Consider the following 23,938-nt stretch of genomic DNA (forward strand, 5'->3'; position numbering starts at 1 on the left):
AAAAATTAGATTTGCAGCGTAATCCCCAAGTTACACTATGATGAAAAATGTAAAAAATATAAGTCTTGCTTTAGTAATGGTAATGGTATCCACTTGTTTTGTGCAAGCACAAGAAGAAATACCTGTTCTTACCAAAAAAGATACTATCGTTTTAAGTTCTTGGATTGTTGGCGTTGGAATGAATGCTGTAGATGATGCTGGGTCCGAATTTAGTGATGTACTTAATTTTTCTGATAACTGGAATGTGGTACCACACCCGTCTCGTTTAAGTATTGGAAGATACTTCAAAAATGGTTTAGGATTAGAGGCTATTGGTAGTTATAATAAATACCAAGAAGGCAAAGTAGTAGATGGATTGGTAGTTACGGAAGAGTCAGATTATTATGCGGTTGACTTTAGAGTTAATTACGACTTAAATAAGATATTAGGAGAAACGGGTTTCTTTGACCCTTATGTAGGTATTGGCGCTGGTTATACAGAAGCTAATAACCAAGGTAGAGGAACGTACAACGCCAATGTAGGTTTCAGAACTTGGATTTCAGATAACTGGGGATTAGATTTTAGTTCTACTGGTAAATGGACCATGAATAAAGAAAATTCTACCAATCATATTCAACATGCAGCCGGAGTAGTTTATCGTTTTGGAATAGAAAAAGGTTTATCTCTTAAAGGAGAAGAGAAATTGGCCTTAATTAATGAAATGCAAGCGGAGCAACAGCGCCTTAATGATAGTATTGCTGCAGCAGAAAAAGCGAAGAGAGAAGCTAGAGAATTAGCAGAGCGTTTAAAAAGAGAAGAAGAACAAGCAAAACTTGCAGCTGCAGAAAAGGCAAAGCAAGATGCCTTACAAGCTAAAAAAGATGCTTTGCGTAATGCAATTGATGATTTAGGATTGGTCTATTTTAATTTGAATTCTTCCTATCTAAATAGCGAGTCTAAAAGAACTTTAGACAAGTTAGCGGTGCTATTACAAGAAAATCCTTCTTTGGTGCTAGAGGTGAGTTCGTATACCGATGCTCGCGGAACAGATACCTATAATCAATGGTTGTCAGAACGGAGAGTTAAACGTACTACAGATTACTTATTGGCTCAAGGTGTATCAAAAGCCAGTTTAAAAACTCAGGCGTTTGGAGAGCGCCAATTGACTAATGAATGTTCTGATGGTGTGTATTGCCCAGAAAGTAAACACAGAGAAAACAGACGTTCAGAATTTAAGATATTGGAGTTTTAAGTAGAATAAAACGAAAGCTCTTTTATTGATTCAATATAATAATTAGGGAGCTTTTCAGTATCTACATTTTCAAAATCATTGGTGTGGATGTTTTTGCCACTGTCTAAAATCATTATAGTGCACCAATTCAACAAATTAGGTGCTATAAAATCTTTTTTAATGTTATCTCCTACATAAACATATTTGGAAGCAGGTAAGTCTTGCATTATTTTCCTAAAATTGTCTAGATTTGGTTTTGTAGTGCCAATCTCTTGAGAAATGACAATCGAACTAAAAAAATCAGTAATTTTTAGTTGCAGTAATTTATTTCTTTGAGTTGTTGATCTACCATCTGTAATTAGAGCAATTTTCCCGTTTAATTTTTGGATAGATTTGAAAGCCTCCATGACCCCTGCAAATGGGACTATTTCAGGTAAATGATTTCTATATAACGCTAAACTTTTCTCTTTTGGAAATTTATAGTTTTCTTCCAAATAATGAAAAACATTTTCCCCTAGCCTATATTTAGAAAACATGGTTGCATAGATTTTTTTCCAATCGTTCAGATTTATTTTTTTAGAAATCTCTTTGTAGGCAGACCTAAGAAAATCTAGTTCATTGTATAACGTATCATCTAAATCAAAAACAATAACCGTGTCGGAGTTAATTTTTATATTCATGGACTAAAACTTCTGCATCATACCTTAGCATTAATAAATCTGCTTCCCAACAATCAAAAGAATCTGGAATATTTTTATTTAATAAATACTCATCAATAATCCAGCCAGAATAATTAGCTCCCGATAAATAGGAGAGGGGATAGCCACCTCCGAATCTAGGATTTATCTCGATACCATAAATTTTATTAGTATGCTTGTGCATAAAAAACTGAGCTGTAAGACAACCAATTGCTCCATCAACCTTTCTTAATGTATTTCTTAGAAAGATTACAAGCTCATTATTGCAGGTTTTACCTTTATTGACTTCTCCATCCCTCACTTCTATTCTTTTCCTAGGAACAACACATTTAAGTTCGTTAGATTTATCAAAATATAAATCACAAGTAAACTCATCAAATTCATTGTGATCTAAATATTCCAAGAACATGAGTTTGTCATTGTCTAAATGATATTCAGTTAAATCCTCTTCTTTTCTAATAAGATACGTATCTACACTTCTACTACCATCTATTGGTTTTATAAATATTGGTAGCTTAAAATTGTCTTTAGAAAATTCTTTGGCGACGGCTATGTCATGGTCTTCAAAGAACTCATGTATCCTTCTTTTATCGCGGCATTTTTCTATTAAGGCTTGGTCAGATATTATTGGTATGATTCCTTTTTCTTTAAAAAGGTTTTGATGCTTACTTAATAGTAATAATTCCGTATCGATAGTTGGTATTATTAAGCTGATTTTAAGTTCTATACATTTTTTGAGCAAAAAAGTAATATACTCTGAGTGATCTAAACGAGGAACTTTAAAATAGTCATCTGCAACTTGGCATGCAGCAGATAAAACCGGATTGGCATCAGCAGCATATACTTTACTGTTTAGTTGTCTTGTTTTAAGTTCTTTTTGAAAAGATTTTAGTAGAGACACTCGCCTTCCTGCAGATGTTATAAGTACGTTCATTTTTTTAAATTGTAAAAAAGTCTGAATAATTGGGTGAAGGGTATGATCAATTTTTTTCTATTAAAAATAAAAACTAAAAGTTTGTAATCCCATCCATTATAATCTTTACCTAAAAATTTTTTTAACGGGTAAGCATCTATTTTTTCAAACCTTTTTAATAAATCTGGAATTTTGGTAACTGCAATGTCTGATTTCATTAGACGAACTAGTAGAAAAAACACAAAAGATTGCTGTCTTGTTTTTAATCTACGATAAGCCTTGGAATAATTAGGGTGATCTGTAGGAAGTTTTTTTAACAAATCGTAAAAAACTTCTGCGGCATTTGCATTATCGTAAATAACTTTGTTGTAATGCTCAGGACTCTTATTCCGCATAGCCGACGTGGGCAAAATTCTATATCGATGTACATCTATATCCCAATAAGCTATTTTTTGGACGGTGGTAAATAGTTCAGCAGTAAGTATTGCATCCTCCATCCATTTACCTTCGATAAATCTAAAATTGTTGCTTAAAAGGAACTCTCTTTGTATTATGTACCACCAAATTTCATTTTGAAATTTAGACTCTCCAATAAAGGTGAGTCCATCTTTAACTTCTAATTTTTTCTTTATTTGACTTTTATTAGCAGATTCTGTAAGATTGTCATTATATACAGGAGTACTTTTAAAAGCTAAAATTTCCAAATTATAATGTTCTAATTGGGCCAATAGTAAGGGAAGTGTATTTATTGCCAAATAATCATCTGGATCTAAAAAATACACGTAAGTACCCCTCGCATGATCTAAACCAGAGTTTCTTGCAGCACCAACACCAGCATTTTTTTTATCAACTACGGATATATTGGGATGTTTTTGCGCGTAATTATTGGCAATTTGTAATGTTTTATCTTTAGACTCATCATTAACAATAATAATTTCGTAGTCTTCTGGTTTTAAAGATTGCTTTAATAAACTATCTACACATTTAGGTAAATAGATTTCCATATTGTAACATGGAATTACAAAACTAAGTTTCATTGGTTTGGTATGTTAGTTGCCTTCAAAAACTTCCATCGTTGCGCTGGTTGTTGAAGAGATGTCAGATCTTTTTATCACTTTTAATAGGGTCAACCACATAATTTTTATATCTAATTTAAGTGATACATTTTCTACATACCAAACGTCATAAATGAACTTTTGTTGCCAAGAAATAGCATTCCGTCCATTTACTTGCGCCCAGCCTGTTATGCCTGGTTTTACTCTATGTCGTTTTTTTTGTTCTGTGTTGTACAAAGGCAAATATGAGACTAATAAAGGCCGTGGCCCAATTAAACTCATATCTCCTTTTATCACATTAATTAGTTGTGGAATTTCATCTAAAGATGTTTTTCTTACAAAGGCACCAACTTTTGTAATCCTGTCTTCATCAGGAAGTAGATTTCCGCTATTGTCCGTTTTATTATTCATAGAACGGAACTTTATAATCTTAAAGATTTTCTCTTTGTAACCAGGTCGCTGTTGTGTAAAAAAAGGTTCTCCGTTGTTGGCTACAAGTAAAGCTAACGTAACAATTAAAAAAATAGGGCTAAGTAGTACAAAAGCTACAATAGCAATCGTAAAGTCAATAGCTCTTTTTAAAATGTGCTTGTACATTTTAGCAAGGTCTTTTATTAATCATGTCCATATATTTATTTTTTAGCGATGACCATACCCTTTCTTGGTTATAAGTATCTAAAATATAATTCCTAATATCTAGGTTTATTTTGTTAAAATCTGATTGTTTTTGTAAACATCGATTCATTTCATGAATTAGTGATTCTACATTTTTAGGTTCTATTAACCTTCCATTAAAATCTGGAACTATAATTTCATTGGCGCCACTTATATTTGACGCAATACTAAATTTTCCCATTGCACCCGCTTGCAGTAGAACATTAGGGAAACCTTCTCGGTAACTAGGTAAACAAAAAATATTGCATATAGATAAATAAGGACGAACATCATTCTGCCATCCGACCTCAATGATATTCATATTGTTCTTAATTTCCTTAATAGTAGGTTGTGCTATTGGATCAAGGTTATGTTCATAGGGTCCAACAAGTAATAAAGTTGTGTTTGAGTTTTTTGATTGAATATTTTTAAAAGCAGCAACCAATTCTTCTACTCCTTTATCTTTTACCAGTCTACCTACAAATAGAAAAATTAAGTTGTTCTTAGGTATATTCAATGTTTTTCTTAATTCATCATTTTTTGATTTAAACAATTGCGGATTAAAAAAAGTTCCGTCAATACCATTTATATTTCCGTTTGCAATTATTTCTAAGGTTTTATTGGTTACTTTATTTTTAATAAGGTCAGATTTAACACCTTCACCTTCTGGAAAAATATCTGTGGCTAGTTTACAAATTAAACGATCAAGATTCAATAATAAGAACTTTGAAAAACCTGTTTTATACGGAAAAACTAAACCTGTAAAGGTGTGGGCTCTATGGGGAACTCTTGCCAAATAAGCAGCCATCATGCTTAAAAGACCAGCCTTGGGAGTAATAGAATGAACAATACAAGGCTTTTCAGTTTTAAATTTATTATAGAGTTGAATTAAACTTTTTAAGTCTTTTAAAGGAGCAATTCTACGTTCTATTTCTACTACCTCACAACGAACTCCCTCGTATTTTCTAATTTCTTCTATTTGTGGCCCATCGGATGAGACTGTTAGAATATTAAATGACTTATTCAAGAATCTTAGTTGCCCTTTTAAGAGGACAGAAATAGATCCTGCCAATGCCGCTGTTCTTATAATTTTTGGTTTCATTAATAAGGCAATTTATATAACTAAACTCGTAAAACTACTCTTGTTTAAACACTCTTAATTATTTGCAGATATCTATCTATTATTTCTTCTTTTTTAAAATTTTGAATACGAACGGATGTATTTTCTTTGCATTTTTTTAAATAGTCTGGATTATCTAAAAAATAGTTTAATCCCTTTTGCATGAGCGCAACATCTTTTACTGGAGTTAAAATTCCGTATGGTGTAATCATTATATCTTTTTCCGTTTCCTCTTCTGGTAACAAAATTTCGTTTGGACCAGATTTACAGTTAGTTGTTAAAATGGGTAATTTACAAGCTAATGATTCCAACAAAACATTAGGAAAACCTTCATGATTTGAACCAAAAATGAATAAATCTGCTGCTTTTAAATATTTATATGGGTTTGAATCAAAACCTAATAGAAAAACTTGATTTTCTTGATTATTTTCTGCTATCTGCTGCTCTAGTTTTTCTCTTAGGTGGCCTTCACCAAGAATATATAGGCGAATGTGATTAAACTTTTTAATGGAAGATATTAATAGGGAATGATTTTTAACCTCTTGTAGCCTACCTACAGATATCAAATTTATATAATCCTTATTAAAAAAATCTGATATTGGTTTTATACTATTTATACGTTCTAAATCTATAGGGTTGTAAATAGTTTTTATTTTTGTTTTACTTACTCCATAATTATTGACTAAATCAGTACCACTTGCCTTAGCATTACAAATGATTAAATCTGCTTTTGGATATAACTTTTTAACCAACCATTTATTTATTTTACAAGGAAGATTACCATATCCATATTGCTCACTAATAAAATTTCTTTCACTTATTATTAGTTTGAACTTACGTCTACTAAAAATCCTAGATAAAACGTTTATATAGTTAGGTCTTGTTAATAAACTAAAAGAATGCGTGATTTTTAATGTTTTAAGTAATTTGGCATATTTGTAAGCGAGGTAGGGCAGTTTAAACAGTTTTAAAATACCATTTTCATTGGGATGTGAGTTTTCTATAAAATGCAGATTTACGCTTTTTGGTAATTCGTAATCTAAAGTATTATGCATTAATACTAGATGCACATTATAACCTTTAGACTGTATATACGGTACTAAATAGGAAACTACCCTTTCTGCTCCACCCCCACGCAGTGAATATATCAAGATTGAGAAATTCATTTAAGATTAATTTTTTTGATAAGGGTTATCCATCGTTCTCCTACATTATTAATTGAAAATTTTTCAACTGAATTTATAGCATTATAGCCTAATTCATCTCGCTTATCCTTATCTAGTAGAAGATTTTCTAGTTCAATTTTCATTTTCTTAATATTTTGATTCTCAACTAAAATACCAGTTCTACTATTTATAATTATGTCTGAAGGACCAGAAATACAATCATATGCTATACAGCACATGCCTTGAGAAGCAGCTTCAATTAATACCATCGGAAGACCCTCCCACCTAGAGGGTAGAATAAATATTGAGGCTTCTTTCATCAAGACATCTACATCATTCCTGAAACCTTTAAATTTGATTTGGCTTTTAATTTTACTATTTAAAATCATTTTATCTATGACCTCTTTTCCTTCCAAACCGTCACCAATAAAATGGAGTTCCCAAGTCGGATGTTTATCTAGAAGGTTATCCATAATTTTTATCAAATTATCAAAACCTTTATGATGATATTTATTTAAATCTCCGATGGCTAATATCACATCCTTTCTTTCGATTTTTTTTGAAGGAACTATTTTATCAAATGATGCCGGATTTGGCATGATTTCGACAATTTTATTTTTTGATTTAAAAAAATCCCAATCGTAATTTGTTAATATAGTTATGGCATCCGCTAAGGGGTAAAAGTTACGCCATAAGAAAGGTACTAAGGGAATATCTTTTGAAGCAATATGATTGTTGTGTTCAGATACAATGATTTTCATTCCATATAGTTTTGCTATCGGAATTGTTATCAAACCCATTTGATGTATATGAGAACTAATGATGTCTGGTCTGTTATATTTTTTCCTGTAAAATTTTAGAAGATTAACTAATCCTCTAGTTAAAGCTTTATTATAAAATGGAACGCTTTGATGTAAACGTATTCTTTTAACTTTAGGATTCAAATTGTAAGCATCTCCATTGGAGAAAGTTATAATCCTTACTTCATACTGCTTACTTACTAAGTAGTTTGCCAGAGTTGAGACCACTCTTTCAGCACCTCCCCCTCGAAGACTTCCAATTACAAAATCAATTTTCATTTTTCTTTTCTTTAATAGCTCTAATTTTTATTAGTAAAAAAATTGACAGAGTTATGGATTGATAGTTGAAAAAATAAGTGTGACTTGCAGACATGTTTAGTAAAATCACTAAACAAATGTAGAGTAATGTAGCTTCACTTTTGTAGCTTTTTAAACTCCAATATAATAAGTAGATATAAATGGAGATAAAAATTATAAAAGAGATAATGCCTCCTTCACCAAATACCATTAAATAACTATTGTGAGCTCCATGTCTTAAATGACTGAAAACCTGAAATGATTTATATCCGTGACCAAAAAATGGTTTTTCCATAATCAAATCATAATATTGAGCCCATGTTTCGGCTCTAGAATCGTGTTGGATAGTTTCAGTTTTCACGGGACCATCGTCAAAAAAACTTGTCAAAGCATCAAACCTATCACCGGCGAACCTTTTGCTATCTCCAAAGGTCAACATTAAAATAATACCTATTGAACCCAGAACCGGTAGTATGATATTTTTTTTATTTTGTTTTATTGAGAGAACTGTAATTAACAGCCAAATAATAATAAAAGTTCTCGATAAGGTTAACAATCCAGCTATGGTCAAAATAAGTTGCCCTGTAATTCGCCAAAAATCTGACTTTACTTTGTAAGATAAGGCAATACCTAAAAGACATACAATGCCAGCAGTATTGGGATTGATGAAAAATCCACTGTATCTACCTTTTATTAGTCCAAATATTTTATTGGTCTCAGGAAATATTAATCCATTAATTATAATGCTCAAGCCTCCAAGAAGTAATATGTAGAATAATTCTTTATACTTAGTATCGTGTAAAACTTCATTAACACAAAATAAGATTATAAAGAATCTAATTGTCTCCTTAATAAAACTAATTTCATCTTCTATAGTGTTATTTAATCCGGATATTATAAAATAGGTAATTGAAAAAATTAAAAATGGTATTGCTGGTTTACGCCAAGGTTTACTAATCAAAAAATAAACTAAAAGCATAGCAGATGTTAAATAGCTACTAATAGAGCCCATAGTTTCACCGAAATAAACTAAGAGAAATCCTGGTATATTGCACAGTAAAAATAAAAGTATGACGTTTTTTAAAATTTCTTTCAATAACATTACTCAATTCTTACGGTATTTAAATCAACTAACTCACCTAATTTATAATCCCATTCTCTAGGTATAATTGGTTGAGTACCACTATCATGATGAAAGGTGATTTCTCCAAAGTAAATTTTATCTGCTAAAGCGTACCAATCAATCCGTACATATGGAAACGGACTCGATAATTTATTTGAAAGTTCAATCATTAATTTCAAATTATTTGGTTTATCCAAATCATAATCAGCAGGTTTTGTAATATATCCTTCTTTTTTTGATGGCCAAAAAAAAGGACATCTTTTCCAGTCTGGGTAATACCAATTTCTATAATGGTTACAACTATCTCTATCTATGTCAACTTGTATCATATGAGCTTTCCCATTAAAACAATGTACCTTATAGTCCATCGGAATCTTATTCTCCTCAGTCAATAACAATTTTTCTACTAAAATGTTAGGAACTATGTTTTTGTATTGCCATTCTTTGTTTTCTCTGTAATAGTTTCTATTTAGTTTTATTCGTAGTTGTTTTTGGACTTGACTGAAATCTAAATCGGATTTAGAATGTACAATTACCACTCCGCCACTGTCATGATTAGTCTTTATTACACAAGGAAACTCTGGTAAATTATCATACGTTATTTCATTTGGAAATTTGGTGGAAAAAAGTAAAGGTATTAAGTGTTCTTTACCAATTTTACTGGATACGTAGTCTCTAACTGCTAATTTATCAGCACATAAAGTTTGAATTTCTCTACGGTCATATAATTTTAACCAGTTAATTTTTTCGTTTAGAGTTTTTGGATTTTTTAAATTTAATTTCTTACCAAATGATTTATAATAGTTATATCTAACAACCCAGGAATCTGGCCATAATCTATTTTTTATATTATGAAATACAAATATTAATGCATTCCCTAATAGAGTGTTATGATATATTTTTGATAAAATTCTTTGCATGAATTGCTAAATATTTTTGTGTAGTTTTTTTATGTATAAATAGATTAAAAGACTTTTGATAATAATTACAATGGTAGTACAAATTGCTATTCCATAAATACCGAAATACTTAATAAATATGTAATCTAATGCAACATTTAAAATTAATGCTATTAAAGAGACAAATGCCAGAAAGGAATTTTTGTTGATACTTGTTGCAAAATTAACCATTAACATTCCACAGATTTTGAATGGCAAGAAGGCTAAGAATATTTGTTGAATATAAGAAACAACAATTGAATCTTCTTTTGAAAATTTATTTCTTTCAAAAAGAACTTCTATTATAAATGGGGATAAAATTATAGCAATAGTTGATAAAATCATTACAATTAGGAAAGTCCACTTCAAATTTACAAGCAATTTCTCATAGGCTACAATTTTATCTTTTAAAACTTGCTTTGAAAAATATGGTAGAAGGACACTATTAATAGCCATAACTAGTAAAGAGGTTGCAAATGCAGGAATTTTCATTCCATAGTTTAAGGCTGCTACAGAACCAACAATTAATTGGGCTGCAAAGAATTGGTCGACGACATTGTTTAATGAAGTTAAAATACTTGAGCTGATTTTAACTGGTATTTGTTTTATTGTCAAAATTAAGTTTGGAGAAATTGAATCAGGTCTGCCAAGATTTAATGACTTTTTATATTTAGAAATTATTAATAAATAAGTTGCACTGAAGGCAGCTCCCACTAGGGTTGAGTATGCAAGAACAAAATCTGTAGAATTACTAAAATATGAAACACCAATGATTATCGATACTGGTGTGAAAATAGAGTTAAACGAGCTCCATCTATATTCTTCATGAGCATTTAAAATTCCATTAAGAATTGAACTTGTACCCCATAAAGGGATACAGGGTAATAAAATTAATGTTTGATTTTGTACAGATGAATAAAATGCATTTGATTTATTTGGAAATAAAATATTTAAGTAGAAATCAATTGTTAAAAAGGTTATTATTGAAAAAACGATGGCTAATGATAAGGTGATTAATAAGCTGTACGTCTGAAAGGATTTTATCGAATTGTTACTTTTCAATTCGATTATATAATTTGGTATGAATACACTATTGAAAGAACCTAGAAATACGGTATTAATTATACCTGGAATTAGAAGTGCAATAAAAAATGAGTCTAATTCTAACGATAGCCCAAAATTCGCAGCTACCATTGTCTCCTTTAAAAATCCTATACTACTAATTAATAAGGTGACAAGACTTACGTAGGCAAAATTCCTTAAAACCTTATTAGAAAAGTTCTTTTTAAACAGTTTAAGAATAGAAACTTTCATTATCTTATGGTAGAGGCATTTTCTATGATGTTAGTCCACTTTTTTGTGATATTTATTACATTAAGGTGCTCGACTGACTTCCTTGACGCCTCAGATAATCTATTGCAGGTCTCGGGATTTTCCATCATATGTTTAAGTTTATTATAGTATCCGTCAAAATCTCCCATTTCAATTAAATAACCATTGACATTTTCTTTTATTAATTCCGAGGGTCCTGTAGGACAATTAAAGCTAATGCAAGGTAATTTGAAATAAAGGGCTTCAGCCAGAGCATTTGGAAAACCCTCATAATGCGAACTAAAAGCGAAGATACCCGCTTTAGTATAATAATCTTCTACATTCTTTTTTTTACCAAGGAATAAAACATTATTCTCTATATTTAATTTTTTGGATAATTCTTTAAGCGAATTTAAAAGTTCACCTGAACCTATAATTACAAGTCTCCAGTTTAAATTATTTATTTTAGCAAATACTCTTAATAAAAATTCTTGATTTTTTTGTGGTGTTAGGCGTCCAACGGTAAGAATTGTCTTTTCTCTTTTATTTACTAATTCTTCATTAAATTCAGGATTTAGAGGGTTCTGAATTATAATTAGCTTTGAATTTTCTATTTTTTTTAGATAAAAATTTTTAATATCAACAGTTTGTACTACTAAGAAATTACACCAGGGATAAACAAAACGTTTAAGTATTTTCCAGAATTTATTCAATTTCTTAGCTTCTTCAAAGGGATTGTTTCTCTCACTAATAATTATTGGTATTTTACAAAATTTACTCGCAATAATAGATAGTATGTTTGTTTCAGTCATAAAACTTACACATACATCTATCTTATCTTTGTTTAATTGTTTAGTAATATTTTGAATAATTTTTCTATTATTAAAAATAGCAGTCATAATTGAATTACTTTGCTGTAATCCATCTTTTAATAGATTGATATATTTAACGTTTTTATTTAGCTTATAAAAGCTTTGCTTGTTGTCTAAACTATATAAAAAGACATTGTATTTATAAGTTAGGTTGTTCGCTAGAATGGATACTACCCTTTCTGCTCCACCAGGTGTCATTGAACTTATTATAAAAGCAATATTTTTCTTCATTTAATATTGGATTATTTTCTCTTAACGATTTTTAAAAAAAAGTAGTATAAAAAAAGGGACCATTTGCTAATGATCCCTTTTTTCTTTTACTGAAAGTATATTAATGTTTTGTAAGCAAGTAGAAGAAATGTTCTAAATTAGTATATCCATCCCCGTTCATATCTTCATTAGCATCATAAGAGTTATTTTTGTCTAAATTTAGTTGTTCTTCAAAACTATCAGGAATACCGTCCAAGTCTGTATCGTAATTTGACGGTCTAGTTTCTACAGAAGATAAATCGTATCCACCAACGCTAGATTCATTAGTAATGAGACCTCCAGTTTTATTTATAATATCATTTACAATTCTTTTATCGATATTGTCCCTATTTATAGAAGAACCAACATTTGGTAATAATGAATTGCGAATTGACCCTGCACCAAGGATATTCAATGAAGTTACGTTTAAAGCATAATTAAATAATTTAGATTTAGCCAATGGTTGGATGGAAATATCTCTGTTATCATCGATATTTCCATCAACATAAATTTTTGTTTTGAAAATATCTGTACCTATGCCCGTTTCAAGTCTTAAAGTTTCTAAAGACCTGGAGTTATTTGGCCCAGTTATATATTCATTATTAATTATGTCTACCTCATTTCCATAAGCAATCCATGTTCCTCTTTGTAACCCATAAAAAATATTATTTACCATTTCTATTTTTGCATCTTTCGAATTAATGGCAATATTTCTGGAGTTGCAATGTGCAACTACATTTTTTACAAAGGAAATATTGGATACATTTTTATACAGTAAAACACCATATCCTTTATCAATATTTTCGGATAAAATAGAATTTTGAATTGTTACGTTATTTACATAGCCAGAGTTGCCAGTACCTATTTCTAAAATTTCATCTCTAGCCCATGAGATTGAACAATGATCAATAATTACATTGTTAATTTCTGAACCATTCCATGCAACAATTCTCAATCCATCATCTGGTTCGTAGTTAGAACTCGATTCGTTTCCTGCACCCGGATTAAATGCGTGGTATCCAGGCCTAATTTTTAAATATCTTATAATGACATTGGAATCATGAATCCAAACGCTTGAACCTTTAATTGTTATCCCATTACCAGGTGCTGTTTGGCCAGCAATAGTAACATTTCCGTATCCATGTCGTATCTTTAAGGGTTCACTTATATTTATAATCCCACTCACATCAAACACGATAGTCCTATTACCTTGAATCCTTTCCATTGCATGTCTTAAACTACCTTCACCGTCATTGTCCAAATTAGTTACGTGAATTATTTCACCACCTCTACCTCCAGTAGTATTTTTGCCAAATCCTTCTGCACCAGGAAAAGCTAATAATTCACCCAAGTTTTCAATTGTCTCAGATTCAATAACATCACTAGTTTCTTCTTCTATATCTTCACTAATGGCATCATTGTCATTTGGTTGTGACAAATCACCATCACCTTCATTTTTATGATATGTTACTTCTAATTGTATTGAATTTTCTTTAGATTTTTCTTTAGAAGAAAAAGCAACGTCATTACCATTTATTTGTTTTAAAACAATAGTGGTTTCACTATTACTAAACTTCTCAATTGGTAATTCGATTTGATAATTTGAATCTTTGACGTATGTGTCAGAAATACTACCAAGTAATTCTTTTGTTACAAATTGGTTGTCATCTTTTAAATTTTCTTCTGTCCATCCATCTTTTTCAGAAGAGTACACTTCAATAAGCCCATTTCCTTCATCTGAATCTATTTTAAATTTTAAGTTTACGCTTAAAATACTATCAGGAATAATACTTAAATCGTATTTAAGGTATGCCACTCTGTTATCTGGTTCAACACGTATCAAATCAGAATTTTTGACTACGTCACCTTCTATATAAACATCATCAACTGGGAATAAAGAAATTTCACCTCTAATGTTTGAGTTGGATTCTTCCTGTTTGTTTTCCGTATTATTTTCATTTTCAAGATCCGTATCTGTAATTTGAACAATTTCTTCTTCTTCTTCTTCTAATACTGCTAGTAAAAGTTCATCGGGGTCTTCACTGCAAGACAGTAAAACCAAGGCAGATATAAACAAATACATCCGTTTTAATTTAGGGGCTTTAATTTGCATTTGGGGTGTAGATTAAGCTTTTTATTAATTAATTAAACTTGGTTACATAGCTTTGGGACGCTAATTTATTAATTGAGTTAAGATAATTCGGTAAAGAGCACAAATGTTTCGATGAAATGCTTTAATTTTTAACGTTTGTTAAAGATTCAATTGGATTATAACAGGTAAAATTAATTTAATGCTTAATAAATTATGTATGCATGTATATAGCTGTATACCTACTTAATTAATTGCCTATTAAAACTAAAATTTTCAATACTATTTTTAAAATTTTTGAACATACAAGGTTAGATAATAGGCTGAGATTTAACCACAGGATATTAGAATGTTTAGGATTTTTTCCACTAAATATTAGAATATAGTTTAATAAAAAACTGAAAATTAAAGACTTTAAAATATATTATTTCGTGGAAGATTTACAATATAACTATTAATATAATCCTGGTAGATTAAAGCATATAAACTAACAGAAAAATTAAATATTCTGTGGAATTGAAAATCATTATATTTTAACAAGAAAGCCGTTATTTAAACGGCTTTCTTGTTAAAAGGTTGTTACTTATAATAATTTTTATACCACTCAACAAAAGCCATAACGCCCTTGTCTAAGGAGGTGTTAGGTGCATAATCATAGTCTTGGATTAAGGCATCTACATTAGCCCATGTTTTATAAACATCTCCTGGTTGCATGGGCAGTAAGTTTTTTTCCGCAATTTTACCTGTATGCTTTTCTATGGCTTCTATAAAGTCCATTAGTTTCACTGCGTTATTGTTACCAATATTATACAGTTGGTAATTACTACTGTTCTTATCTATTGGTTTTTGTAATACTCTAAATATACCTTCTACAATGTCATCAATGTAGGTGAAATCCCTTTCCATTTTACCGTTATTAAAGACTTTTATAGGTTTATTATTTAAAATGGCATCTGTAAATAAAAATAAAGCCATATCTGGTCTTCCCCAAGGACCGTATACGGTAAAAAAGCGAAGCCCGGTAGTTTTAAAACCGTATAAATGGCTATAGGTGTGCGCCATTAGCTCATTACTTTTCTTACTTGCCGCATAGAGACTAATAGGGTTATCTACCCTGTCATCAACATCAAAAGGTATTTTGTCATTTAGACCGTAAACGCTAGAACTGCTAGCGTACACCAAATGCTCTATTTTATGATGTCTGCAACATTCTAAAATATTTAGAAAACCAACAATATTGCTGTCTACATAAGATTCTGGATTTTCTATACTATATCTGACCCCAGCTTGTGCAGCTAAATTACAGACCTGATCAAAATTCTCTTGTTCAAAAAGTTTTGGTAAAGCTTCGCGGTCTTCTAAATTAAGTCTTATAAATTTAAACAGGTTGTTATGTAGTGTACTAGTAGTGCAATTATTATAAGCTTCTGCTTCTAATTGTTCAATACCTAGTTCTTTTAATCTATCAAACTTAAGTTGTGGATTGTAATAATCATTTACGTTATCGAGACCCACAACAATATGTCCAGAGGCTATTAACTTTTTACTTAAATGATAGCCTATAAAGCCCGCTGCACCTGTTACTAATATTTTCACGCTTCACCTATTTTATAAAACTTAAACCCTGTTTCTTGCATTTTAGTGGCGTCTAGGATTCTTCTACCGTCAAATAAGAAGGCAGGTTTTAACATTTTATCGTAAACAGTTTTCCAATCGTAGTTTTTAAATTCATCCCACTCTGTTAAAATTGCTATAGCATGGGCATTTGCTGCCGCTTGCATTGGGTCATTAACTACGGTAACTAATTTACGGTTTTCTTCTTCGGTTCTTGTTCCTAGATAGTCTAAATCTGCATAGATTGTTTCTGCATTTACCTTAGGATCATAAATGACCAATTCTGCCTTTTCTTCTAATAAGGCATCTGCAACGTAAATGGCTGCAGATTCTCTTGTGTCATTAGTATCTTTTTTAAATGCCCAACCGTAAAATGCAATTTTCTTACCAGAAACGGTATTATAAAGTGTGCTGATAATGTTTTCTGCAAATCTTCTTTTTTGGTAATCATTCATTAGAATTACCTGTTCCCAATAATCTGCAACTTCTGGTAATCCAAAAGACTTAGCAATGTATACTAGATTTAAAATATCTTTTTGAAAACAAGATCCTCCAAAACCAACAGAAGCGTTGAGAAATTTTGATCCTATTCTACTGTCAAAGCCAATTGCTCTAGAAACCTCTGCCACGTTAGCATCTGTTTTTTCACATAATGCGGAGATAGAGTTAATAGAAGATACACGCTGAGCTAAAAATGCGTTTGCCACTAATTTGGATAATTCTGAGGACCAAACGTTTGTCTGTAAAATTTGCTCTTTAGGTAACCAATGTTCATAAACCCAACTTAAGGTATTTCTGGCTTCAATTCCTGACGGAGTTTCATCTCCACCAATTAAAACGCGATCAGCATTTATTAAATCTTCAATGGCTGTACCTTCTGCTAAGAATTCTGGATTAGATAGTATTTCAAATTTAACTCCGTTGCCTGTGTTGTCTAAAATACTTTTGATAGCCTCAGCCGTTCTTACAGGTAGGGTAGATTTTTCTACAACTATTTTATCTGATTTTGCGACTTTAGCTATATTTCTTGCACAAAGTTCTATATATTTTAAGTCAGCAGCTTGTCCTTTACCTTTACCGTAAGTTTTGGTAGGCGTGTTTACAGATATGAATATGATTTCAGCTTCATCAATGGCTTTATCAATTTCAGTTGAAAAAAATAGATTTCTACCTCTTGCTTCTGCCACAACTTCTTTAAGTCCAGGTTCGTAGATAGGTAGTTTGTCTAAATCTTCATGATTCCAAAGGTCAATTCTTTTTTGGTTTAAGTCTACAACAGTAACTTTAATTTCTGGGCACATTTTAGCAATTACGGACATGGTAGGTCCACCAACGTATCCAGCGCCAATACAACAAATGTTCTGTATTTTTTTCATGAATTGTTTTGTTTGGTTACAAATATTATACAAAACCATGAAATAAGGAATTAATTGTGGCAAAAGAAAAAAAAAACCGATTAAAGTATAACCTGACTAAATTGTTCTAATTTTGATACTTAATAAGGGTCGTTAATCGAAATATTAGATTCCTTACCGATAATTGTGCTAAGAGTTTACTGGCATCATATATTTTTGATGTATCAACTTAAACCCCAAACAGATTGAGCGCTAATACTAAAATATGGTTGTCTTCTCCACACATGGGAGGCAATGAAGAAAATTATGTTGCAGAAGCATTTAAAACTAATTGGATAGCCCCTTTGGGGCCTAATTTAACTGGATTTGAAGATTCAATAGAAGAATTTTTAGGGGAATCCAAGAGGGTTGCAGTGTTAAGTTCAGGTACGGCTGCTATTCATTTAGGATTAAAAATTTTAGGGGTTGGCGCTGGTGATGAAGTTATTTGCCAGAGTTTTACTTTTTCTGCTTCTGCTAATCCAATTACATATTTAGGGGCAATACCAATCTTTGTTGATAGCGAGAATTCTACATGGAATTTAGATCCAGAACTTTTAGAAGATTGTATTAAGGAAAGAATTAAATCTGGTAAGACTCCAAAAGCTATTATTGCTGTTGATTTGTATGGTATGCCGTTTATGGCAGATGAAATAAATGCGGTTGCTAATAAATATAACATACCTGTATTAGAGGACAGTGCAGAAGCATTAGGAAGTACATATAAAGGAAAAAAATGTGGAACCTTGACGTCTTTAGGAGTTTTATCTTTTAACGGTAATAAAATAATAACTACATCTGGGGGAGGAGCATTAATTACTGATTCTAAGGAAATTAAAGAAAAAGCTGTTTTTATTGCTTGCCAAGCAAGAGATGAAGCCCCGCACTATCAACATTCAGAGATTGGACATAACTATAGAATGAGTAATGTATTAGCAGGTATAGGGAGAGGGCAAATGGAGGTCTTGCCAGAAAGAGTGGCTGCCAGAAGAGCTAATTATGATTTTTACGTTAAAGAGTTAAGTGATAGCAAGCAAGTCAATTTTTTAGATGAACCAAAGGGTTTACGTTCTAATAGATGGTTAAGTTGTATCGTGCTGCCCAATTTTGAAGTTAGAGAGAAAATTAGGATTGCTCTCTTAAAAGAAAATATTGAGTCTAGACCGTTATGGAAACCTATGCATGAACAACCAGTTTTTAAAAAATCACCTAATTATTTAAATGGGGTATCTTCAGAATTATTTAAGAAAGGTCTTTGTCTTCCAAGTGGTTCTAATCTTAACAGAGAAGACTTAATAAGAATAACCAATATCATTAAAAATAACCTACACCAATGATACGAAACTATTTAAATCTTTTTAGTAAAAAGTACGCTTCTCAATGGATGGTCTTAGCTGTAGATTCTCTAATAGTTGGTTTTGCTTTTGTTTGTGCTTACATCATCAGATTTAATCTCACTTTTGATTTTGAAGTTGAAAATCTAATAATCCAACTGCCTTTAGTAATTGTAATGGGTGCAATTGGTTTTTTAATAACAGGATCTTACAGAGGATTTGTGAGGCATACTGGAATTAAAGATGTGTATAATATCTTCAATGCCATATGTCTGAGTAGTATTCTAACCATTTTTCTAGTGGTTTTTGTAAGAGAAATGGATTTAATGTCAGATTTTACAATTCCACTATCTATAATTATAATACATAGTCTAGTAGCATTTCTTGCACTAACTGCCGCTCGTTACGTTTTTAAGCATTTCTTTCACAATGTGGTTAACAAAATATCTTCTTATAAGAATATTTTAATTTACGGAGCTGGAGAGTCAGGAATTATAACCTATAATGCTATTTCCAATCATGTTTCTAGTCAAGTTAGAGTAGTGGGGTTTATAGATGATGACTATAAAAAAGTAAATAAAAGTATTAATGGTGTAAACGTTTTTCATCGCAAGGATATAAGTCAATCTTTTTTGGAATCTAGAGGTGTTACTGAAATAATTGTAGCAATTCACAAAATAGATAATAATATTCTAAGATTATTAGTAGAGAGCTTGGTGGATTATTCGGTGCAAGTTAAAATAATACCCCCAGTTCAGGACTGGATTAATGGAGAATTGAAGGTTTCTCAAATTAAAAAAGTTCAAATCGAAGATTTGTTAAATAGAGTTCCAATAGAAATAAAAAAATCAAAGGTTTCTAAAGAGTTAAATGATAAGGTAATCATGGTCACAGGGGGAGCTGGTTCAATTGGAAGTGAAATTGTACGCCAAATAGCACATTATGATTATCGGGCACTAATAGTGGTAGATCAAGCAGAGTCAGCTTTATATGATTTGCAACAAGAACTTAAACAAAACGGTCATCATAATTTTGTGCCAATAGTCGCAGATATTAGAGATAAAAATAGATTACAATTATTATTTCAAGAATATAAACCCAATGTCTTGTTTCATGCAGCTGCCTATAAGCATGTGCCATTAATGGAATACAATTCATATGAAGCTATTAAAATAAATGTGGCTGGAACAAAAAATTTGGCAGATTTGGCAATAGCGAATAATGTTGAAAAGTTTGTATTTGTCTCCACAGATAAGGCTGTAAATCCCACCAACGTTATGGGGGCAACAAAACGCATTGCAGAAATGTATATTAGCGCATGTCAGCATCAAGGTAAAACTAAGTTTATTACAACAAGATTTGGTAATGTGCTAGGTTCTAATGGTTCGGTAATTCCGTTATTTAAAAAACAAATTGAAAAGGGAGGTCCTTTAACAGTTACGCATAAAGACATTACTAGATTTTTCATGACAATACCAGAAGCATCTCAGCTAGTTTTGGAAGCAGGCGCTATGGGTAAAGGAGGTGAAATATTTATTTTCGATATGGGTGAGTCTGTAAAGATTTTTGATTTGGCTAAAAATATGATTAAGCTTTCCGGCTTAAATTATCCAGAAGATATAGATATAAAAATTACTGGATTAAGGCCTGGCGAAAAGCTTTATGAAGAACTGTTAGCTAATGGGGAAAATACGCTGCCTACGTATCATAAAAAAATAATGATAAGTAAGGCAAGAGAATTAGATTTTAAGTGGGTAAAATCTAAAATAGATGAACTGTGTATTTCTAACATTTTCTTTAAAGGCTCCGAGTCTATACAATTGATGAAAGAGATTGTTCCAGAATATATTTCTAATAACTCTGAACTTTGTAAATTTGACAAAAAAATTGAAACACCAAATAAAACAACTTCTAAGAATTCATTAATTTCTAGCAATAACTAACACTATTTAACCCTTTAAGGATGAAAAATTATCTTAACTACGTTGCCATAGCAATGGTAATTATTTTGGCCACTTCTTGCGCTACCAAAGAGAATATTGTATACTTTCAAAATTCTAAGAATTTTGAAACGCTCGTAAATGAAGATAGTTTCTCTCCTAAATTTAAAGTGGATGATTTGATTAGTATTCATGTGTCTACCTTAAATGCCGAGGCTAGTGCACCATTTAATTTATACAGAGGAGCTGCAGAGGGAGGCGTGAGACCTGAGCCCGTTGACTACCTCATAGATAAACAAGGAGAAATAGATTTTCCAGTGATAGGCAAGCTGAAAATTGCAGGTCTGTCCCCAGAAGAGGTAAGACTACTTTTACGGGATAAATTGAAAGACTACTTAAAAGATCCTATCATTAACATTAGATTAAATAACTTTACTATAACCGTTTTAGGTGAGGTAAATAGGCCAGGGACATATCCCGTGGAGGGGGAACGCATAACATTGTTAGAGGCTCTTGGTATGGCCGGTGATTTAAGAATTAAAGGAAGAAGGGATAACATTATGGTAATCCGAGATTTTGATGGTACTAAAGTGTATAATAAAGTGGACTTACGAGACAAAAATTTAATGAATTCCCCAGTTTATTATTTGACACAAAATGATGTGGTATATGTTGAGCCAAATAAATCTGCAATAACATCTTCTAATTTGGATCAAAGAGCAAGTTTATACGTATCCGTTGCATCATTATTAATAACTTCAACAGTATTAATTTTAACTAGATCAAACTAAACATATGACTTCCATTGGAAAAAATGCTCTTAAGGAAGAACTAAGACCATACTTAAAAAATTGGTACTGGTTTGTTCTGTCACTTTTGTTATTTATAACCTTAGGTTTTTTTGTAATTCGGTATACAACACCAAAATACAAAGCGCAAGCTAAAGTGCAGATTGTAGATGAGCAAGGTTCTGGTGGATTAGATTTGTTCAAAGAGTTAGATATTTTTTCTGGCTCAAAGAATAAGGTAGAGGATGAAATAGAAATAATAGCATCAAGGTCTAATTTAATTGCGGTTGTAGAAAAACTGAAGTTAAATACAGTAATACAATCACTAGGAAATATTAGAAATACTGAATTATATAAAGACCCGCCAATTAATTTAAATTTGGTTGCCCCAGATTCAATTGTCTCTAAATCACAATTAGAATTCTTTTTTCACTTTAAGAATAAAACAAAGTTTGAATATGCCTTGGAGGAGGGGCAAGCTTTTAAAACACATGCTTTTGGTGAAAAATTAGCAACCGCTATCGGTGATATTGTTGTAACTCCTAATATTTCAGATTTTGATGCTGTAAAGAAGAATGAATATAAAGTTTCTTTTAAGCCTGTTAACTTAGTTGCAGAAAACTATAAAAAGAAAATAAAATTAGGGGTTCCAAGGGAATATTCAAATATAATCACTCTTAGTTTGGAAGATCCAGTAAGAGAAAAGGCGCAAGATATTCTTAATGAATTAATTTTAACTTATAATAATAATGCTATCAAAGATAAACAAGAGATAGCGGATAAGACATCTGAGTTTATTAATGCTAGAATTACTGATATTTCTACAAACTTATCAGATGTTGATCAAAGTGCAGAAGATTTTAAAACTGGTAGGGGAGTTACTGATATATCTTCAGAAGCAAATATTAATTTGAATGTTGGAGCATCAAACAGGCAAGAGTTAGCTAGCGCACAGACGCAGTTGAACATAGCAAGCTCTATGAAGTCTTTAGTGGATCAACAAAATAATTTTGAAGTTTTACCAGCAAACCTGGGTTTGTCAGATGCAACTATTGCTAATACAACCCAACAGTACAATCAGTTGGTTCAAGAGCGCCAAAGATTATTAAAAAGCTCTAACGAGAAAAACCCTGTTATTGTTAACTTAGACCAACAATTGCAAGGTTTAAAAAGAACAATGCAAGCAAGTTTAAATAGCACAGTTAATAACTTGGGTATGCAGGTAAATACTTTGAGCGGACAACAGGCTATTATAAATTCAAAAATTTACTCAGCTCCCAAAAATGAGCGAGCACTAAGAGATATTACCAGAAGACAACAAACAACAGAATCACTTTACCTTTATCTATTGCAAAAAAGAGAAGAGTCGCAAATTGCAGTTGCATCTACAGCGCCAAAGTCCAAAGTTGTAGAGAGCGCATATTACAGTAATATACCAGTAGCTCCAAAAAAGAAAATAATATTTTTAGCTTTTGGAATTATGGGCTTGTTGTTGCCATTTGGGTTTATTTATACCAAGAATCTACTTTCAAATAAAGTAGAGAACATGAACAAGTTAGAAGGCTTAGTAAACAATATTCCTATAATAGGTGAATTGCCTAGAATAACTAAATCTGGTGAAAAATTAGTCAGCAAAAGTGATAGATCAGTTTTGGCTGAATCTTTGAGAATTATCAGAGCAAATCTAGATTATATTTTAAAATCAAAAAAAGGGAATAACAACTTGATTTTTATCTCTTCTGGTATATCCGGAGAAGGAAAAACATTTTTGTCTTTGAATCTTGCATTGACAATGGCGAATACCAATAAAAGAGTGCTATTAATTGGAGCAGATATAAGAAATCCAAAGTTTGAAGAAGTACTTGAGCTAAGGTCTACAGCAAGCTTAAAATCTGGAGGAGGAAATAAAGCTTATGGATTAACAGACTTTTTGAGTGACGAACAATTAGATATTAGAGATGTTATTTCTTCTTTATTAATAAAAGATTCCAAGTTAGATGTGGTTTTTTCTGGTAAGGTGCCACCTAATCCGACAGAACTTCTGATGAACTCTAGAATGGAACGTTTGTTAGAAGAAACCGCATATGCTTATGATTATGTAATTGTAGATACTGCTCCTTTAATGTTGGTGTCAGATACATTGCATTTGGCAAGACTTACAGAGAATTTTATCTATGTTGTAAGGTCTGGAATCACAGAAAAAGATACTATACAATTCCCTATCAAGCTCAAAGAAGAAGGGAAAATTAATGGACTAATGTTTGTTGTTAATGATGTGAAAGAGGCTAATTTAGGTTATGCAGGGAAGTATGGCTATGGTTATGGAGCAAACACTAAGCCCTGGTACAAATTCTGGTAAAGACGTTAAATTAA

General features: G+C 31.4%; 19 protein-coding genes. 5 read left to right on the forward strand and 14 right to left on the reverse strand.

Annotated features, from left to right (window positions below; genetic code table 11):
* Positions 1-40 precede the first annotated feature (40 nt).
* Entirely contained in the window at positions 41-1,231 is a 1,191-nt protein-coding gene (locus tag HCO57_RS02020) for an OmpA family protein (protein ID WP_167988108.1), read from the forward strand.
* Here HCO57_RS02020 and HCO57_RS02025 read toward each other — a convergent pair.
* From HCO57_RS02025 to HCO57_RS02090, 14 genes are all read right to left on the reverse strand, one after another.
* Positions 1,228-1,890 (reverse strand): HAD family hydrolase, encoded by a 663-nt coding sequence (locus HCO57_RS02025; protein ID WP_167987618.1) that lies wholly within the window; start codon positions 1,888-1,890, stop codon positions 1,228-1,230. The two genes, HCO57_RS02020 and HCO57_RS02025, sit on opposite strands and share 4 nt — an antisense overlap.
* Positions 1,874-2,842, reverse strand: a complete 969-nt coding sequence (locus HCO57_RS02030) for an ATP-grasp domain-containing protein (RefSeq protein WP_167987619.1) — start codon at positions 2,840-2,842, stop codon at positions 1,874-1,876. Before HCO57_RS02030 ends, HCO57_RS02025 begins: the two co-directional genes overlap by 17 nt.
* Positions 2,839-3,858, reverse strand: a complete 1,020-nt coding sequence (locus tag HCO57_RS02035) for a glycosyltransferase (RefSeq protein ID WP_167987620.1) — start codon at positions 3,856-3,858, stop codon at positions 2,839-2,841. Before HCO57_RS02035 ends, HCO57_RS02030 begins: the two co-directional genes overlap by 4 nt.
* A gap of 12 nt (positions 3,859-3,870) precedes the next feature.
* A complete protein-coding gene (locus HCO57_RS02040; protein ID WP_167987621.1) occupies positions 3,871-4,473 on the reverse strand; it encodes a sugar transferase in 603 nt (200 codons plus the stop codon).
* 1 nt (position 4,474) lies between these two features.
* Positions 4,475-5,632, reverse strand: a complete 1,158-nt coding sequence (locus tag HCO57_RS02045) for a glycosyltransferase family 4 protein (RefSeq protein ID WP_167987622.1) — start codon at positions 5,630-5,632, stop codon at positions 4,475-4,477.
* A gap of 44 nt (positions 5,633-5,676) precedes the next feature.
* Positions 5,677-6,816, reverse strand: coding sequence for a glycosyltransferase (locus HCO57_RS02050; RefSeq protein WP_167987623.1), 1,140 nt, complete (start codon positions 6,814-6,816; stop codon positions 5,677-5,679).
* Positions 6,813-7,895, reverse strand: a complete 1,083-nt coding sequence (locus HCO57_RS02055; RefSeq protein ID WP_167987624.1) for a glycosyltransferase family 4 protein — start codon at positions 7,893-7,895, stop codon at positions 6,813-6,815. Before HCO57_RS02055 ends, HCO57_RS02050 begins: the two co-directional genes overlap by 4 nt.
* On the reverse strand, positions 7,885-9,015 hold the full coding sequence (locus HCO57_RS02060; RefSeq protein ID WP_167987625.1) for an O-antigen ligase family protein: 1,131 nt from the start codon (positions 9,013-9,015) through the stop codon (positions 7,885-7,887). Before HCO57_RS02060 ends, HCO57_RS02055 begins: the two co-directional genes overlap by 11 nt.
* The gene (locus tag HCO57_RS02065) at positions 9,015-9,956 is read right to left on the reverse strand and encodes an ATP-grasp fold amidoligase family protein (protein WP_167987626.1); all 942 of its coding nucleotides are present in this window, start codon (positions 9,954-9,956) and stop codon (positions 9,015-9,017) included. The genes HCO57_RS02060 and HCO57_RS02065 overlap by 1 nt, the downstream gene beginning before the upstream one ends.
* A 6-nt stretch (positions 9,957-9,962) precedes the next feature.
* Entirely contained in the window at positions 9,963-11,288 is a 1,326-nt protein-coding gene (gene murJ, locus HCO57_RS02070) for a murein biosynthesis integral membrane protein MurJ (RefSeq protein WP_167987627.1), read from the reverse strand.
* The gene (locus HCO57_RS02075; RefSeq protein ID WP_167987628.1) at positions 11,288-12,388 is read right to left on the reverse strand and encodes a glycosyltransferase family 4 protein; all 1,101 of its coding nucleotides are present in this window, start codon (positions 12,386-12,388) and stop codon (positions 11,288-11,290) included. Before HCO57_RS02075 ends, murJ begins: the two co-directional genes overlap by 1 nt.
* 100 nt (positions 12,389-12,488) lie before the next feature.
* Positions 12,489-14,519: a hypothetical protein gene (locus HCO57_RS02080; protein WP_167987629.1), complete on the reverse strand. Its 2,031-nt coding sequence runs from the start codon at positions 14,517-14,519 to the stop codon at positions 12,489-12,491.
* A gap of 555 nt (positions 14,520-15,074) precedes the next feature.
* On the reverse strand, positions 15,075-16,091 hold the full coding sequence (locus HCO57_RS02085; protein ID WP_167987630.1) for an NAD-dependent epimerase: 1,017 nt from the start codon (positions 16,089-16,091) through the stop codon (positions 15,075-15,077).
* Positions 16,088-17,485 carry a nucleotide sugar dehydrogenase gene (locus tag HCO57_RS02090; protein ID WP_167987631.1) on the reverse strand — a complete coding sequence of 466 codons (1,398 nt, stop codon included), beginning with the start codon at positions 17,483-17,485 and terminating at the stop codon, positions 16,088-16,090. The genes HCO57_RS02085 and HCO57_RS02090 overlap by 4 nt, the downstream gene beginning before the upstream one ends.
* Before the next feature lie 263 nt (positions 17,486-17,748).
* Between HCO57_RS02090 and HCO57_RS02095 the strand changes: the two genes are divergently transcribed.
* From HCO57_RS02095 to HCO57_RS02110, 4 genes are read left to right on the forward strand one after another with little or no spacing between them, the layout of a single operon-like run.
* Complete coding sequence (locus HCO57_RS02095) at positions 17,749-18,840, forward strand: aminotransferase class I/II-fold pyridoxal phosphate-dependent enzyme (RefSeq protein ID WP_167988109.1); 1,092 nt, start codon at positions 17,749-17,751, stop codon at positions 18,838-18,840.
* Positions 18,837-20,780: a polysaccharide biosynthesis protein gene (locus HCO57_RS02100; protein WP_167987632.1), complete on the forward strand. Its 1,944-nt coding sequence runs from the start codon at positions 18,837-18,839 to the stop codon at positions 20,778-20,780. The genes HCO57_RS02095 and HCO57_RS02100 overlap by 4 nt, the downstream gene beginning before the upstream one ends.
* Positions 20,781-20,800: 20 nt before the next feature.
* Positions 20,801-21,568 carry a polysaccharide biosynthesis/export family protein gene (locus HCO57_RS02105; protein WP_167987633.1) on the forward strand — a complete coding sequence of 256 codons (768 nt, stop codon included), beginning with the start codon at positions 20,801-20,803 and terminating at the stop codon, positions 21,566-21,568.
* Positions 21,569-21,572: 4 nt separating this feature from the next.
* Positions 21,573-23,924 (forward strand): GumC family protein, encoded by a 2,352-nt coding sequence (locus HCO57_RS02110; RefSeq protein WP_167987634.1) that lies wholly within the window; start codon positions 21,573-21,575, stop codon positions 23,922-23,924.
* Positions 23,925-23,938: the final 14 nt, after the last annotated feature.

Origin of the sequence: Croceivirga sp. JEA036 (assembly GCF_011882165.1) — a bacterium.
Lineage (GTDB): Bacteria > Bacteroidota > Bacteroidia > Flavobacteriales > Flavobacteriaceae > Croceivirga.

What these genes read in the sequence shown, in the direction of transcription:
- HCO57_RS02020 (WP_167988108.1), top strand. Translation starts at nt 41, where the DNA reads ATGAAAAATGTAAAAAATATAAGTCTTGCTTTAGTAATGGTAATGGTA.
- HCO57_RS02025 (WP_167987618.1), bottom strand. Translation starts at nt 1,890, where the DNA reads ATGAATATAAAAATTAACTCCGACACGGTTATTGTTTTTGATTTAGAT.
- HCO57_RS02030 (WP_167987619.1), bottom strand. Translation starts at nt 2,842, where the DNA reads ATGAACGTACTTATAACATCTGCAGGAAGGCGAGTGTCTCTACTAAAA.
- HCO57_RS02035 (WP_167987620.1), bottom strand. Translation starts at nt 3,858, where the DNA reads ATGAAACTTAGTTTTGTAATTCCATGTTACAATATGGAAATCTATTTA.
- HCO57_RS02040 (WP_167987621.1), bottom strand. Translation starts at nt 4,473, where the DNA reads ATGTACAAGCACATTTTAAAAAGAGCTATTGACTTTACGATTGCTATT.
- HCO57_RS02045 (WP_167987622.1), bottom strand. Translation starts at nt 5,632, where the DNA reads ATGAAACCAAAAATTATAAGAACAGCGGCATTGGCAGGATCTATTTCT.
- HCO57_RS02050 (WP_167987623.1), bottom strand. Translation starts at nt 6,816, where the DNA reads ATGAATTTCTCAATCTTGATATATTCACTGCGTGGGGGTGGAGCAGAA.
- HCO57_RS02055 (WP_167987624.1), bottom strand. Translation starts at nt 7,895, where the DNA reads ATGAAAATTGATTTTGTAATTGGAAGTCTTCGAGGGGGAGGTGCTGAA.
- HCO57_RS02060 (WP_167987625.1), bottom strand. Translation starts at nt 9,015, where the DNA reads ATGTTATTGAAAGAAATTTTAAAAAACGTCATACTTTTATTTTTACTG.
- HCO57_RS02065 (WP_167987626.1), bottom strand. Translation starts at nt 9,956, where the DNA reads ATGCAAAGAATTTTATCAAAAATATATCATAACACTCTATTAGGGAAT.
- murJ (WP_167987627.1), bottom strand. Translation starts at nt 11,288, where the DNA reads ATGAAAGTTTCTATTCTTAAACTGTTTAAAAAGAACTTTTCTAATAAG.
- HCO57_RS02075 (WP_167987628.1), bottom strand. Translation starts at nt 12,388, where the DNA reads ATGAAGAAAAATATTGCTTTTATAATAAGTTCAATGACACCTGGTGGA.
- HCO57_RS02080 (WP_167987629.1), bottom strand. Translation starts at nt 14,519, where the DNA reads ATGCAAATTAAAGCCCCTAAATTAAAACGGATGTATTTGTTTATATCT.
- HCO57_RS02090 (WP_167987631.1), bottom strand. Translation starts at nt 17,485, where the DNA reads ATGAAAAAAATACAGAACATTTGTTGTATTGGCGCTGGATACGTTGGT.
- HCO57_RS02095 (WP_167988109.1), top strand. Translation starts at nt 17,749, where the DNA reads ATGGGAGGCAATGAAGAAAATTATGTTGCAGAAGCATTTAAAACTAAT.
- HCO57_RS02100 (WP_167987632.1), top strand. Translation starts at nt 18,837, where the DNA reads ATGATACGAAACTATTTAAATCTTTTTAGTAAAAAGTACGCTTCTCAA.
- HCO57_RS02105 (WP_167987633.1), top strand. Translation starts at nt 20,801, where the DNA reads ATGAAAAATTATCTTAACTACGTTGCCATAGCAATGGTAATTATTTTG.
- HCO57_RS02110 (WP_167987634.1), top strand. Translation starts at nt 21,573, where the DNA reads ATGACTTCCATTGGAAAAAATGCTCTTAAGGAAGAACTAAGACCATAC.